Annotated in this window: 12 protein-coding genes and 1 pseudogene; 7 read left to right on the top strand and 6 right to left on the bottom strand. The window is 61.0% G+C overall.

Annotation, left to right across the window (positions count from 1 at the left end; all coding sequences use genetic code 11):
- Positions 1 to 15 precede the first annotated feature (15 nt).
- The 4 genes and pseudogenes from LOY28_RS30105 to nirB all read right to left on the bottom strand — a co-directional run.
- A pseudogene (locus LOY28_RS30105) lies at positions 16 to 771 on the bottom strand (MCP four helix bundle domain-containing protein); the annotation flags it as partial.
- Positions 772 to 901: 130 nt separating this feature from the next.
- Positions 902 to 1,342: a CBS domain-containing protein gene (locus LOY28_RS13235; protein ID WP_018929008.1), complete on the bottom strand. Its 441-nt coding sequence runs from the start codon at positions 1,340 to 1,342 to the stop codon at positions 902 to 904.
- Positions 1,343 to 1,373: 31 nt separating this feature from the next.
- Positions 1,374 to 1,760 carry a nitrite reductase small subunit NirD gene (gene nirD / locus LOY28_RS13230; protein ID WP_018929007.1) on the bottom strand — a complete coding sequence of 129 codons (387 nt, stop codon included), beginning with the start codon at positions 1,758 to 1,760 and terminating at the stop codon, positions 1,374 to 1,376.
- Positions 1,760 to 4,321 (bottom strand): nitrite reductase large subunit NirB, encoded by a 2,562-nt coding sequence (gene nirB, locus LOY28_RS13225; protein WP_258614152.1) that lies wholly within the window; start codon positions 4,319 to 4,321, stop codon positions 1,760 to 1,762. Before nirB ends, nirD begins: the two co-directional genes overlap by 1 nt.
- Before the next feature lie 786 nt (positions 4,322 to 5,107).
- Here nirB and LOY28_RS13220 point away from each other — a divergent pair.
- The 3 genes from LOY28_RS13220 to LOY28_RS13210 all read left to right on the top strand — a co-directional run bounded on the left by LOY28_RS13220 (position 5,108) and on the right by LOY28_RS13210 (position 7,297).
- The gene (locus LOY28_RS13220) at positions 5,108 to 5,713 is read left to right on the top strand and encodes an SCO family protein (RefSeq protein WP_018929005.1); all 606 of its coding nucleotides are present in this window, start codon (positions 5,108 to 5,110) and stop codon (positions 5,711 to 5,713) included.
- Positions 5,713 to 6,201 (top strand): copper chaperone PCu(A)C, encoded by a 489-nt coding sequence (locus LOY28_RS13215; protein ID WP_018929004.1) that lies wholly within the window; start codon positions 5,713 to 5,715, stop codon positions 6,199 to 6,201. Before LOY28_RS13220 ends, LOY28_RS13215 begins: the two co-directional genes overlap by 1 nt.
- A 169-nt stretch (positions 6,202 to 6,370) precedes the next feature.
- Positions 6,371 to 7,297 carry a bifunctional 5,10-methylenetetrahydrofolate dehydrogenase/5,10-methenyltetrahydrofolate cyclohydrolase gene (locus LOY28_RS13210; protein ID WP_018929003.1) on the top strand — a complete coding sequence of 309 codons (927 nt, stop codon included), beginning with the start codon at positions 6,371 to 6,373 and terminating at the stop codon, positions 7,295 to 7,297.
- Positions 7,298 to 7,460: 163 nt separating this feature from the next.
- Here the strand turns inward: LOY28_RS13210 and LOY28_RS13205 are convergent, their stop codons facing one another.
- Complete coding sequence (locus LOY28_RS13205) at positions 7,461 to 7,979, bottom strand: SgcJ/EcaC family oxidoreductase (RefSeq protein ID WP_028940690.1); 519 nt, start codon at positions 7,977 to 7,979, stop codon at positions 7,461 to 7,463.
- Positions 7,980 to 8,151: 172 nt separating this feature from the next.
- Between LOY28_RS13205 and LOY28_RS13200 the strand changes: the two genes are divergently transcribed.
- From LOY28_RS13200 to LOY28_RS13185, 4 genes are read left to right on the top strand one after another with little or no spacing between them, the layout of a single operon-like run.
- On the top strand, positions 8,152 to 9,336 hold the full coding sequence (locus tag LOY28_RS13200) for a sensor histidine kinase (protein ID WP_258614151.1): 1,185 nt from the start codon (positions 8,152 to 8,154) through the stop codon (positions 9,334 to 9,336).
- Complete coding sequence (locus LOY28_RS13195) at positions 9,333 to 9,983, top strand: response regulator transcription factor (RefSeq protein WP_258614150.1); 651 nt, start codon at positions 9,333 to 9,335, stop codon at positions 9,981 to 9,983. The genes LOY28_RS13200 and LOY28_RS13195 overlap by 4 nt, the downstream gene beginning before the upstream one ends.
- Positions 9,980 to 12,307 carry an ATP-binding protein gene (locus tag LOY28_RS13190; RefSeq protein ID WP_258614149.1) on the top strand — a complete coding sequence of 776 codons (2,328 nt, stop codon included), beginning with the start codon at positions 9,980 to 9,982 and terminating at the stop codon, positions 12,305 to 12,307. Before LOY28_RS13195 ends, LOY28_RS13190 begins: the two co-directional genes overlap by 4 nt.
- On the top strand, positions 12,304 to 12,768 hold the full coding sequence (locus tag LOY28_RS13185) for a response regulator (protein WP_018928998.1): 465 nt from the start codon (positions 12,304 to 12,306) through the stop codon (positions 12,766 to 12,768). The genes LOY28_RS13190 and LOY28_RS13185 overlap by 4 nt, the downstream gene beginning before the upstream one ends.
- Here the strand turns inward: LOY28_RS13185 and LOY28_RS13180 are convergent.
- Entirely contained in the window at positions 12,745 to 13,665 is a 921-nt protein-coding gene (locus tag LOY28_RS13180; protein WP_018928997.1) for an alpha/beta fold hydrolase, read from the bottom strand. The genes LOY28_RS13185 and LOY28_RS13180 overlap by 24 nt on opposite strands.
- Between the last annotated feature and the right edge of the window lie 3 nt (positions 13,666 to 13,668).

Raw genomic sequence — 13,668 nt, 5'->3', positions numbered from 1 at the left:
GCCGCGCAGGTCGCGCTGCATGGTTGCCAGGCTGCGAATCAAGGTGCTGGCTTCATCCTTGCGGGTGGGCTCGACGATAGGCTCGCTCAGGTTGCCATGGGCGATGCTGTCGGCAATCCGGCTGGCGATCTGCAACGGCCCCATGATGCTCAGGATGACCGAGCGTCCCAGGGCGAGCAGCAGCAACAAGCTGGCAATGAGTACGACACCGAGGGTGAAGTTGGCACTGCTGATGGTTTGCCGAGTGCCCGCGCTTGTCTGTTGAGTGTTGGTTTCGATCAGCTCACTGAGGGTGGCCATCTGGCTTTCCAGTTGGCTGAACGCGTTATTGAACGTACCCAGTTGCTGTTGTGCGGAATCAGGATTATCCAGCGCCAGCCCGACAATGCGCTCGGCGGCACTGATGTACGTATCGAGGCTTGGCTTGATCTTGTCCAGCGCGGCCTTGAGGGTGTCGTTGACCGGCAGCTTGAGGTTGTCACCGAGCATCTCGCGAAAATGCGCGGCATGCTCATTGAGTGAACTGCGCACCTCGGCCTTGCTGCTGGGGCTCTTGCCCAACCCTACCAGCATCGCCGACAGCACATCGGCGCGCAGTGCATCGTGCATCATGTCGGCTTCGAGGTGGTTGCGCAGCGCGGTCATACTGACCTCGTTGTCACTCACCGCTTCAGCCATCCGAGTGTTACCCACATAGCTGACCAGACTCACGATCAGGGCGGTGAGCAAGCCAGTGCCGATCAACAAGATCAAACGTAATTTTATGGACACTCGATGGTTCCCCTGTCGGCAGGTGCGTGGTCGGCTAATTGCCTACTGTTGGGGTTATCGACTGTTCCAACCGGTTACTTAGGTTTATTTCCACGCCAGCCGATTTTTGCGACCTACGGTATGCGCGGGCTCAATGCCCGCGAATGTAGTGCTCAAGTTGCCGTATCAAATCGGCCTGCTCGACGATGGCTTCCTTGACCAGATCGCCGATCGACAGCAGCCCGATCAGTTCCCCGCCTTCCAGCACCGGCAGATGACGCAAATGACTGTCGGTCATGACCTCCATGCAGCGCTCGATGCTCTGCAAACTGTCGGCAGTCACCACCGGTGCGCTCATGATCTCGCGCACCGGCGTGCCGACCGAAGAACGCCCCTGTAGCACCACCTTGCGCGCATAGTCGCGCTCGCTGATGACGCCGACCACCTGCCCTTCTTCGATCACGGGCAGCGCGCCGACGTTCTTCTCGGCCATCATTTTCAGGGCGTCGAGCACCATCTGATCCGGTGCGATGCTGTGCACCTGCTGGTTTTGCACGATCTTCAGTTTCAGCAACTGTGCGGCTGTTTTCATCAACGTTCTCCGATACGGTCCAGGGCGACGGTCAAGCCGCCGCGACTTCCACGACGCCGGCGTTCAAGCGCACCGGCCACACCCGCAGGCGCTGTTCCGGGTACTCCAGGCAGCTGCCGTCTTCAAGACGGAAATGCTGCTTGTAGATCGGCGACGCCACCACCAGATCACCCTTGAGACTGCCGATCAGTCCGCGGCCAATGACGTTCGCGCCAGATTGCGGATCATGGTTGTCGATGGCGTAGAGGGTGCGGCCTTCGGCTTGTGGCAGGTAGAACAGCGCGACCTGGGCGCCGTCGAGCCAAACGACAACGCCGGAGTTGCTGACCAGATCCTGCTGGCTGCACACCGCCTGCCAGGCTTGGGCATTGGCTGCGGTTGCAAGGGCATCGACACGCTGGGTATTGGACTGGCTCATCAGGCATTCTCCTCGGTGACAGGGATAAGGTTGAGTTCGGCGGCCATGATCGGCCGGCGCTGACCGCGCTCCTGGACAAAATGGATGTCTGGGTCCGGGCGCTGATCGTTGACGAAGGTGCGGAAGCGCTTGAGTTTTTCCGGGTCTTTGAGGGCATTGGCCCATTCGCATTCGTAGCGGTTGACCACCAGTTGCATCTGCGACTCAAGTTCTGCGCCAAGCCCCAGGGTGTCGTTGATGATCACGTCCTTGAGGTAATCCAGGCCGCCCTCCAGGCTTTCGCGCCAGACCGAGGTGCGCTGCAATTTATCGGCGGTGCGGATGTAGAACATCAAGAAACGGTCGATGTAACGGATCAGGGTTGCATCGTCCAGGTCGGTGGCGAACAACTCGGCGTGACGCGGACGCATGCCGCCGTTGCCGGCCACATAGAGGTTCCAGCCGTTCTCGGTAGCGATCACGCCCACGTCCTTGCTCTGCGCCTCGGCACATTCACGGGTGCAACCGGAGACGGCGAACTTGAGCTTGTGCGGCGAGCGCAGGCCTTTGTAGCGATCTTCGAGGGTCAGGGCCATTTTCACGCTGTCCTGCACGCCGTAACGGCACCAGGTGCTGCCCACGCAAGACTTCACGGTACGGGTCGACTTGCCGTAGGCGTGCCCGGTTTCGAAACCGGCCTCGATCAGCTCGGACCAAATGTCCGGCAACTGATGCAACTGCGCGCCGAACAGGTCGATCCGCTGGCCGCCGGTGATCTTGGTGTAGAGGTCGTATTTCTTCGCCACCACGCCGATCGCGATCAGTTTGTCGGCAGTGATCTCACCGCCAGCAATGCGCGGCACGACCGAATAGGTGCCGTTCTTCTGCATGTTGGCCATGAAGGTATCGTTGGTGTCCTGCAACGGAACCAGCGAGGCGTCCATGATCGGCTGGTTCCAGCACGAGGCGAGGATCGAGCCCACTGCCGGTTTGCACACGTCGCAACCGGTGTGTCCACGGCCGTGCTTGGCCAGCAGTTCTTCGAAAGTGATCACCCCTTCTACCCGCACCAGCGCATAAAGCTCTTGGCGGGTGTAGGCGAAGTGTTCGCACAGGCTCTTGTCGACGCTGACGCCACGGGCAATCAGTTCATGCTCGAAGACTTGCTTGAGCAGCCCCGCGCAACCGCCGCAACCGGTGCACGCCTTGGTCTGCGACTTGAGCAGGCCCAGGTCGGTGCAGCCGCCATCGATGGCCGAGCAGATCGAGCCCTTGGTGACGTTATGGCACGAGCACACCGTTGCCGACTCGGGCAACGCGCCCGGGCCCAGGGTTGGCGCGCCGGCGGACGACGGCAGAATCAGGCTGGCCGGTTCCGACGGCAAGGCAATGCCGTTCTGCATGTATTGCAGCAAGGTGTCGTAATAGCTGTTGTCGCCGACCAACACTGCGCCAAGTACACGCTTGCTGTCGGCATCCACCACCAGGCGGCGATAGCTGGCCGTCGCTTCATCGATGAACTGATAACTGCGCGCGCCCGGTGTCTGGGCATGGGCATCGCCGATGGAGCCGACGTCAACACCGAGCAGTTTGAGCTTGGTCGACATATCGGCGCCCTGGAACGGCTCGGCGGCTTGATTGCACAGCAGCGACGCGACGCCACGGGCCATCTGATAACCGGGGGCGACTAGGCCGAAGAGGCTGCCATTCCAGGCGGCACACTCGCCGATGGCGTAGATGTTCGGGTCGCTGGTCAGGCACTGGTCGTCGATCACCACGCCGCCGCGAGGACCAATGTTCAGCGCGCATTGGCGGGCCAATGCATCTTGCGCACGGATGCCGGCGGAGAACACGATCAGGTCGGCTTCAAGAAATTCGTCGTTGGCAAAATTCATCCGGTAGCGGTACTGCTCGCCGGCACTGATCGACTGCGTGCCACGGGACAGGTGCACACTCACACCGAGCCGCTCGATTTGCGCCTTCAGCGCCAGGCCGCCCTGCTCGTCCAGCTGCACCGGCATCAGGCGCGGGGCGAATTCCACCACATGGGCTTCCAGGCCCAGGCTTTTCAGGGCGTTGGCGGCCTCCAGACCGAGCAGGCCACCGCCGACCACCACGCCACGCCGGGCATTGGCCGCAGCAGCACGAATCGCGTCGAGGTCTTCAAGAGTGCGATACACCAGGCGCGAGTCGCCTTCGGCACCTTCAATAGGTGGCACGAAAGGATAAGAGCCGGTGGCCAGAACCAGTTTGTCGTAGGCGACGCAACCTTGCGCGGTAATCACCTGGCACCGGGCGCGGTCGATTTCCAGCACCGGCACACCCAAATGCAGGGTGACGCCCGGCGTTTGATACAGGGAGGCTTCGCCCAGGGCCAGCGATTCGGCATCGCGACCGCCGAAATACTCGGACAGATGCACACGATCGTAGGCACGCATCGGCTCTTCGCTGAAGACATGCAGGCGGTAATGGTCGAGGGCGCCGCGCTCGATGAGCTGCTCGACACAATGATGTCCGACCATGCCATTGCCGATCACGATCAGCGTTTGCAGTTTGTTCAATGCGGCAACATTGGAATTCATAGTAAGCACCCAGCCAAAGCCAATCACGGATAAAAAAGCAAAAAAAAACGCCTGAAACCTCTCGGTTTCAGGCGTCTTTGCCTGTTCTTCGCGGTGTTCGACCTGGCGCCTTCGCCTGATCCACCGATGTTGCCCACGACCTGCCCGGCCGGTCGATCTTCGTTGATCGAGTGGGCTGCCCCTCTTTTTCAGATGAGGCTGAAGGGAGAATGCAGCCTTTGTGCCAGTCTGCAGCGCATGACTTCCTCAGTTCTGGAAAACCAACGGCTGAACGATGGGAGAGTTTGATAAAGACCGCGCCCCGGGCGGGTCTCATCAGGCGCGAGTCAACTTTGCAGCCCCCCGCGAGCGGGTGGGCGGACGTTGGGACTGAAGGAAGGAACAGCTCAGGAAACCGCTTCGCACTGGTGCATGTTGTCAGACGTGGCTCTTTAAAAGTGCATGCTCTACACCCTGCCGGGCATTTCCCGGTGCCATTCGGGCAAGCGTCAATGCCGATCTGTAGCAGCTGCCGAGCCTGCGAGGCTGCGTTCGGCTGCGCAGCAGTCGTCAAATCAGTAATTGCGGCTCGTCGCTGCTCAACTTACCGGCCCGGGTAAGCGTTGCCTTCAGCAGCATCGCGTATTTGTATTTTCAGATATATCGAGGCCGCGACCTTTTGGCGCATGCCGCCAAGCCATCGATTAAGCGTCACAGGGCAACAGTTTGTTAACATCCATGCGCTTTTTTTCGTCTGATTGATCAGCCACTGTAGATTCCCGGTCGCTACACAGGATGCTTTTGTTCATGAGTACGTTGTATACCCGTCGCACGGTCCTGCGCGGCATGAGCCTGCTGAGCCTCGGCCTGCTCGCTGGCTGCGATGACAGCAGCAAGCTGTCGTTCAAGTACGGCAAGGACCTCAGTGACAAGATCATGGGGCGTACCTTCAAGCTCAAGGACGCCCAGGGCGAATCCCGGATGCTGACCAGCTATCGGGGCCTGATGCCGATGGTTTTCTTCGGTTTCACCCAATGTCCGGCGGTCTGCCCGACGACGCTGGCCCGTGCGGCACAGGCGAAAAAACTGATGGGCCGCGATGGCGAACGCCTGCAAGTGATCTTCATCACCCTGGACCCCGAGCGCGATACGCCGCAAATGCTCGACGCTTACGTCAAGGCCTTCGATCCGAGTTTCGAGGCGCTGTACGGTACGCTGGAAGAAACCGCCGCCACCGCCAAGGAGTTCGGTGTGTTCTATGAAAAGATCCCGAGCGGTTCGACCTATACCCTCTCCCATACCGCGACCAGCTTCGTTTTCGACTCCCGAGGCAATTTGCGCCTGGGGCTGTCCGCGTCCCTTACCGCTAAAGAGTGTGCAGAAGACCTGCTCACCGTCATGGAGGTCTGCTGATGACTTCGATTTGCGCACCACGTATTAAACAGCTGGGTATCAAACAACTGGTCCTGGGTCTTTCCCTGATTGGCATGGCCTGGCAGGTGTCCGCTCAAACCCAGGTGAGCGACGCCTGGGTCCGCGCGACGGTGGCCGGTCAGCATTCGACCGGCGCCTTCATGACCCTGCAGGCCGACAGCGATAGCAAACTGCTCAGCGTACAGTCGCCGGTAGCGAACACCGTGCAAATTCACCAATCCAGCATGAAAGACGATGTGATGAGCATGAGCCAGGTCGAGTCCGTCGCGCTGCCGGCCGGCAAACCGGTAAGCTTCGATCCCCATGGCTATCACATCATGTTGATGGATTTGACGGCCCAGGTTAAGGAAGGCGGCAAAGTGCCCCTGACCCTGACCGTGGAAAACGCCAAGGGCGAAAAAGAGACGATCACCGTTGACGCCGAGACTCAGGCGCTCGGCATGCCTGATCACAGCAAGATGCATTGAGAGCTCGATCCCAGCCTGTCTGATCGCTGGCTGGTGTTCCGGTGGCGTATGCCTGCCCTCACCTGATAGCCTGAGCACCCTTGCCTGCATGTCTCTGATGGATCATCGGCGCGTGAAGACGCCGCGATGATCACTTCACCCCCATTCAATCAAGACAACGGTGACTCTCTTGATCAGCAGCACCCCCACATTTGCCCGCGATATCGACGGCAAAGCCATTTCTGCCAAGGTTCTCGACGAGGTCCGGGAAGAGGTTCTGGCCCTGGCTGGCCAACAGATCTACCCCGCCCTGGCGGTCTTGTTGGTCGGCGACGACCCGGCCAGCCATGTGTATGTGCGCAATAAACTGCTGCGCGCCAAGGAAGTCGGTATCCGCTCCCTGGAATACCGCCTGCCGGAAACCGCCAGCCAGGCCCAGGTCCTGGAACTGATTGCACAACTCAATGCCGATCCCACGGTGAACGGCATCCTGGTGCAACTGCCCTTGCCGGCCCCTATCGATGAGCAGGCAGTGATTCATGCCATCGACCCGATCAAGGACGTGGACGGTTTTCACCGGGAAAACGTTGGCGGGCTGGTGCAAGGCATCGAAGTGCTGACTCCGTGCACGCCCAGCGGCTGCATGCGTCTGTTGCACGAAACCTGCGGAGATGACTTGAGTGGTTTGCACGCGGTGGTGATCGGCCGGTCGAACATCGTCGGAAAACCGATGGCGACCTTGCTGCTGCAGGCCAATTGTTCGGTCAGCGTGGTGCACTCGCGCAGCGTCGATGCCCCGGCGTTGTGCCGGTTGGCGGATATCGTGGTCGCCGCGGTGGGCCGGCCAGCGTTGATCGATGCCAGTTGGCTCAAGCCCGGCGCGGTGGTGATCGATGTCGGCATCAACCGCATCACCAGCGAGTTCGGCAACCGTCTGGTGGGCGATGTCGACTACGCCAGCGCCCGCACCGTCGCCAGCGCGATCACCCCGGTGCCCGGTGGCGTCGGGCCGATGACCATTGCCTATCTGTTGAAGAACACCTTGATCGCCAGCCGGTTGCAACGCGCGGCACAGGCTCGCGGGCAGCAGCCCGAAGACGACCTGGCGTTGAACTGAGCATTGATCTGACCCCAAAATTAGGATTGATGTCCAACTTTTGGGGGCAGATCAACCTGTAGGAGCGAGGCTTGCCCGCGAAGCTTTTGGCGTACTTGAGAACGCCTTCGCGGGCAAGCCTCGCTCCTACAGTGGGCCGTGTCGGTCTGGCACATCCTCTTGTTTATTTCCCCGCGTGCAACACCTGCGTTTGCGGCATCGCCGAAGAGTGGTGGTTGAGAATCTTCCACTGACCGCCCACCTGCTCATAAACGAAGGTGTAACGCGCCTGCACCTGACGGGTCTTGCCATCGGCTTCGGTCAACGTAAAGGTGTAGACGCCACTGTCCATGGCCACGTTGGCGCCCAATGGGCGGATCTCACGGAAGTTGATCAGCCCTACCGGCTTGAGCGCCATGAAGTGATCGAAGTAGTCCTTGATCTGTGCCGGCGTGGTGCGCACCTGATTGGAAACCGTCGGTTGCAGCACCGCGTTCGGCGCATACAGGTCGACCACGCTCTGAACATTGCCACTCTTCAACGCGCTGTTCCAATGGTCAAACAGGGCGGCGATTTCACGATCCTTTGCGTTGGTCGGTTGCTGCGCCACGCTGCTGTAAACGTAAGGCACCGCTTCCAACGCCTGAGCCAACGGGGCGGTCAGGGCGAATAACAGGGCGATGGTCGAGGTCTTGAATTTCATTGCGCTATTCCAATGATGGTCGATGGGCACACTGTGCCGCCCTGAACGCGGCCCGCCATCGGCCAACCGGAGCCATCTGCCTATGCCATTCGGCAGATAGCGCCCTGCCCCGCTAACAAGGTTTAATGACGCCCCTGCCCGAACGGGCGTGCCGGCGCCGGAACCTGCCCCCATGCAAAACCCTGATCATGACCCCGGTAGCGCCCTGGCCATTCGCACTCAATATCGGCAGTCGCAAAGTCGCGCCGCGCGGCTGCGGCTGCTGGTGGATACCGGCCAGGAGCTGACCCAACTGGCTCCCGAGGCCATGCGCCAACGGGTGCTGCAACGGGCCTGCGCCTTCCTGGCCATGGACCACGCGCTACTGCTGGAATGGGACATGGATGCGCAGGTCCGGACCACCGCCAGTCACGGCAGCCGTGATCGTTTGCACAGCCTCGAGCACCTCGCCGACACCGCAATGTGCGCACCGCAATGGCAGGAACAGCCGAGCGCGGATCTGTCCAATGTGTTGCGGGTGCCTTTACGCGGTGGCGATGGTGCCGCCTTCGGTGCGTTGGTGCTGGCCAACAGCGTCAGCATCAGCGCACCGGACACCGAAGACCTCGAATCCCTGCAACTGCTCGCCACGCTGCTCGCCGCGCACCTGGAAAACCAGCGCTTGCTCGACGCATTGGTGACCCGCGAGCGCACCATGTCCGATCTGGTCCACCGACTGTTCCGGGCACAGGAAGACGAACGCAAACGCATGGCCTACGACCTGCACGACGGCCTGGCACAAACCCTCGCCGGGCTGCATCAACGCCTGCAAGGTTTTGCCGGTCGCTGCCCGCCATTGCCCGACGAACTCAGTGCGGACTTACAGACGATTCTTCAACTGGCCCAGCATTGCGTCGGTGAAGGCCGGCAATTGATCCGTGGCCTGCGTCCGACGGTGCTCGACGACTTTGGCTTGCTGAAAGCGGTCGACAAAGAGGCCGATCGCCTGCGCGAGGCCGGGATCAAAGTGAACTGGAGTGCACGTTGCGAAGCACGTTTGCCCAGCCAGGTGGAGATCGCCCTGTTCAGGATCGCCCAGGAAGGCATCAACAATATTCTCAAACATGCGCAGGCCAGCCACGTCGTGCTGGCGCTGCAACTGCATGACGGACACGCCTCGCTGCGGGTGGACGATAACGGCCAGGGCTTTGCCATGGAACAACCCCTCGATACCTGCGGCGCCCGGCACCTGGGGCTTGCCGCGATGCAGGAACGCGCGAGCCTGCTGGGCGGCGAATTCACTTGCATCAGCCATGCTCACGGCGGAACGCAACTGCGCGCCACTGTCCCCTCAGGCCTGAATGGAACCCCTCAATGACTGACGCTATACGACTGGTGGTGGCGGACGATCATGAAGTCACGCGCACCGGCTTCGTCTCGTTGCTCGCCGGCCTGACGCAATTCGAAGTGGTCGGCCAGGCGTGCAATGGCCAGCAAGCACTGGACTTATGTGAACGTCTTTTGCCCGACATCGTCATCCTCGACATCCGCATGCCGGTGCTCAACGGGCTGGGCGCCGCACGCCTGCTTCAAGAGCGCCTGCCGAGCCTGAAAGTGATGATGTTCACCATGGACGACAGCCCCGATCACCTTGAAGCCGCCATGAACGCCGGCGCCGTGGGCTATCTGCTCAAGGATGCCAGCCGCCACGAAGTGATCGACGCCTTGCAACGTGTCGCTGACGGCGAGCAGGCCCTCAACAGTTCAGTCAGCGCGCAGTTGCTGCGCCGCCTGACCGAGCGCAACGCCAGCGGCGCCGCTCCCGTAACCCTGACCCCACGGGAACGCCAGGTGCTGGGGCTGGTGGCCAGCGGCATGAGCAACCGTGAAATCGGTGCAAAACTCGGCATCACCACCGGCACGGCCAAAGCCCATGTGGAACGGGTCATCGGCAAACTCGGCGCCGCCGACCGCACCCAGGCCGCTGTGCGTGGTATTGCGCTGGGTCTGGTGACCCAGTCATGAAAGTGTCAAACGCCCGCCGCTGGGCCGATCTGCCGTTACGCGGCAAAGCCCTCGTGGTGATTTCCCTGCCGTTGGTGATTTTGTTGCTCTCGCTGGTGCTGATCTACACCACCGAACGGCAGACCGCACGCGCGGAAGAGGACGTGCGCCGCGTGTTGCTGGTGCAAGGCGATATTCAGGCGGTGCACACCCTGCTCGCCGAGGCCGCCGCCAGCGTGCGCGGCTATCTGCTGACCCATCGCGAGGATTTCCTGCCAGGTTACCGGCAAGCCAAGCCCTTGATCGAATCGGCCCTGCAGCGGCTCGACCGCAACGTTCGCGATCAGCGGGTGCGTAAACATCTGGAGGCGATCACGCCGCTGATCGACACCAAGGTCGAAGGTCTGGTTGAACTGCTCGATGATCGCAACGCAACCCCAGAGTCGATTACCACGATCCTGATCAACAACAAACATGTCCTCGACGAATTACGCGAGCGCATCAGCGCCATGCGCACCCTCGAGGACACCCTGCTGGCCGAGCGCACCGCAGCGGCGGCCTCCACTCGACAGCGCCTGTTGTTCTCCACCTTGCTGGCCGCCGTTTGCGGGTTGTTCGGCGCCATTGTCGCGGTGCTGTTTCTGTCCAAAGGCATCGTCGCCCGGGTGCAGCAGGTTCAGCGTAACGCCCAACGGCTGGCACTCGGCCAGCCGTTATTGCCGCAACCGCCGGAGAACGATGAGATCGGTCAATTGGGCACGCGCCTGGTCGAGGCCGGGCTGTTGCTGGCCGAACGCGAACGAGCCTTGCGCGACAACGAAGAACGCTTGCGGCTGATCATCGATGGGGTGAAGGACTACGGTATTTTCGCCCTCGACACACGCGGCTTCGTCACTAGTTGGAATGCCGGCGCCGAACGAATCAAGGGCTATACCGAACAGGAGATCGTCGGCCAGCATTTCTCGGTGTTTTATCTGCCGCAAGAATGTCCGCAGCATCCCGACATGGCACTGCGCGAGGCCACACGCAATGGTCATTACATGGAAGAGGCCTGGCGTTGCCGCAAGGATGGCAGCCGCTTCTGGGCCAGTGTGGTGATTACCGCCCAGTACGACAGCAGTGGCGCCCTGCGCGGGTTCTCCAAGATCACCCGCGATATCACCGATCGCCGTGCCGCCGAGATCGCGCTAAGTACTGCGCGGGAAGAAGCGGAACGCGCCAGCCGCGCCAAAAGCGAGTTTCTGTCGCGCATGAGCCACGAACTGCGTACCCCGCTCAACTCGATTCTCGGCTTCGCGCAACTGCTGGATATGGATTCGCCCAAAGGGCAGCGGGCGCAGATCGGTCACATCCTGCGGGCCGGGCAACACCTGCTGACCCTGATCAACGAAGTGCTGGACATCGCCAAGATCGAAGCCGGGCGGCTGCCGCTCAACATTGAGGCTGTGCCCCTGGCGGTGGTGCTGCAAGAAGCCCTGACGCTGGTGTCGCCCATGGCCTGCGACGCCGGCATTCAACTGGTGGAACTGCCGATGCTGGCCGCCGACAGCGGGATCGTCGCCGATCGGCAACGGCTGGTTCAGGTGCTGCTGAACCTTTTGTCCAACGCGATCAAATACAACCGGCCCCAGGGTCAGGTGCACATTGAAGTCAGGGTTCATCAACAACGAATTGCGGTATCGGTCTGCGATACCGGCAAGGGCATTGCGGCTGATCGGCAGGACCAACTGTTCAAACCGTTCGAGCGCCTGGAGACCGATCCGAACGTTGAAGGCACCGGCCTCGGCCTGGCGTTGAGCAAAAGTCTTCTGGAAATGATGAACGGCAGCCTGACCGTCAAAAGCCAACCCGGCAACGGCTCCAGTTTCACCCTGGAGCTACCCTTCGAACGATTGCCGTCAACCACTGAGCCACCTGCGGCACTGATCAGCCCGCCAACCGCAACACCCGCCCTCGCCGCCCCCGATTACCAGGGCAAAGTGCTGTGCATCGAAGACAATCTGTCGAGCCTGGCTCTGATCGAAACCCTGCTGCAGCGACGGCCACACATCCAGTTGCTCTCAAGCATGCAGGGGCAAATGGGCCTGGACCTGGCCCGGCAACATGCACCGCAGCTGATTTTGCTGGATGTGGCGCTACCGGATCTTGACGGTTTCAACGTTCTGCAGCGCTTGCGTCTGTCCTCCAGCACCCGCGCCACGCCCGTGCTGATGATCACCGCCGATGCCAGCGACCTCACGCACCAGGCCTTGCTGGAAGCAGGAGCGACCGCGGTGCTGACCAAGCCGATTCATATTCCTTCATTCCTCGCCCATCTTGACCAGCACCTACCGGAGCCCGTGTGAACACCGACCTGCGCATTCTGATCATCGACGACCAACGACCCAACCTCGATTTGATGGAGCAGTTGCTGGTCCGCGAAGGCCTGACCAATGTACTGAGCAGCACCCAGCCGCTGCGAACCCTGGACCTGTTCAACAGCTTCGAGCCGGATCTGGTCATTCTCGATCTGCACATGCCGGAGTTCGACGGCTTTGCCGTGCTCGAACAGCTCAACCGGCGCATTCCGGCCGGCGAATACCTGCCGATCCTCGTGCTCACCGCCGACGCCACCCGCGATACCCGCCTGCGCGCGCTGGCCCTGGGCGCCAAGGACTTCATCAGCAAGCCATTGGACGCCCTGGAAACCATGCTGCGGGTCTGGAACCTGCTAGAGACCCGCGCACTGTATAAAGCCCTGCGCACGCTGGTCCCTGCGGATCAAATCGAGTTGCTGCGTCAGTTAAGGCCGCAGCCAGTTAGCTGATTGCAGGGGCGGAATCACTGACGATTTGCCGCTGAAAGCCGGATTGCGTAGCTGGCTTGGCGTCTTCACGACTGGCGGCTGCAGAAAGCCCAGCAAGGCCCGCTGCGTGTCATGCCAGGCCGTGGGGTGTTCCATGTCAAGGAAGTGCCCGGTGTTCTCGATGGTCTGAAACTGCGCCTTGGGGGTATGCGCCGCAAACAGACGGGCGTCTTCCACCGAGGTGTACTCATCCCATTCACCGTTGATAAACAGCAGCGGGACTTCGATGGAATCGGCACAGGACACGTAGCAGTGAGTGTCCTGGGTCAGCACCTCATTGACGTGAAAATGCATCTGACGGTATTCGTGTTCGTCCAGGCTGCTGACATGGCGCTCATTGAAACGCTTGAACAGCGACGGCAGGTGCTTGCCGATCGTGCTGTTGATCAAACGCCCGACGTTGCGCCGATCGCAGGCATGGAGAAAGTGCCGGCCGCTCTCCAGATACTCACGCATCGGTGTGTTGATCCGCGCGGCGAATGAACTGATCACCGCCTTTTCGATCCGGCGGGGCCGCTGGGCCAGCGCTACCAAGGTCGCCGCGCCGCCCCAGGAAAAGGACAGCACATGCTGGGCGCGAAAGTGCTCGATCAACTCCAGCAGTATTTCGGCCTCGTCTTCCTTGCGGATCGGTTGGTCATGCCGGTTGTGTTGTTTCGATTGACCGGCGTAGGGCTGATCGTAGAGAACCACATTGAAGCGTGGCCGCAGGTAACGCACCGTTTGCGCAAAGGATGCGGTCGTTGCCAGCGAGCCATTGACCAGAATGATCGTCTTGTCAGCAGCGGCGTTGAGATAGTGCTCGGTATAAACCTTGTACTTCTTACCAATCTCGACGATGGCAGTTTTCGGCATCATTTC

Origin of the sequence: Pseudomonas sp. B21-017, assembly GCF_024749245.1 — a bacterium.
In the GTDB taxonomy this organism is placed as follows: domain Bacteria; phylum Pseudomonadota; class Gammaproteobacteria; order Pseudomonadales; family Pseudomonadaceae; genus Aquipseudomonas.
Note: the sequence above shows the minus strand (reverse complement) of the source record. Positions and strands in the feature narration are given on the sequence as shown.

Coding starts and splice junctions, on each gene's coding strand:
- LOY28_RS13235 (WP_018929008.1), bottom strand. CDS start 1,342: ATGAAAACAGCCGCACAGTTGCTGAAACTGAAGATCGTGCAAAACCAG.
- nirD (WP_018929007.1), bottom strand. CDS start 1,760: ATGAGCCAGTCCAATACCCAGCGTGTCGATGCCCTTGCAACCGCAGCC.
- nirB (WP_258614152.1), bottom strand. CDS start 4,321: ATGAATTCCAATGTTGCCGCATTGAACAAACTGCAAACGCTGATCGTG.
- LOY28_RS13220 (WP_018929005.1), top strand. CDS start 5,108: ATGAGTACGTTGTATACCCGTCGCACGGTCCTGCGCGGCATGAGCCTG.
- LOY28_RS13215 (WP_018929004.1), top strand. CDS start 5,713: ATGACTTCGATTTGCGCACCACGTATTAAACAGCTGGGTATCAAACAA.
- LOY28_RS13205 (WP_028940690.1), bottom strand. CDS start 7,979: ATGAAATTCAAGACCTCGACCATCGCCCTGTTATTCGCCCTGACCGCC.
- LOY28_RS13200 (WP_258614151.1), top strand. CDS start 8,152: ATGCAAAACCCTGATCATGACCCCGGTAGCGCCCTGGCCATTCGCACT.
- LOY28_RS13195 (WP_258614150.1), top strand. CDS start 9,333: ATGACTGACGCTATACGACTGGTGGTGGCGGACGATCATGAAGTCACG.
- LOY28_RS13190 (WP_258614149.1), top strand. CDS start 9,980: ATGAAAGTGTCAAACGCCCGCCGCTGGGCCGATCTGCCGTTACGCGGC.
- LOY28_RS13180 (WP_018928997.1), bottom strand. CDS start 13,665: ATGATGCCGAAAACTGCCATCGTCGAGATTGGTAAGAAGTACAAGGTT.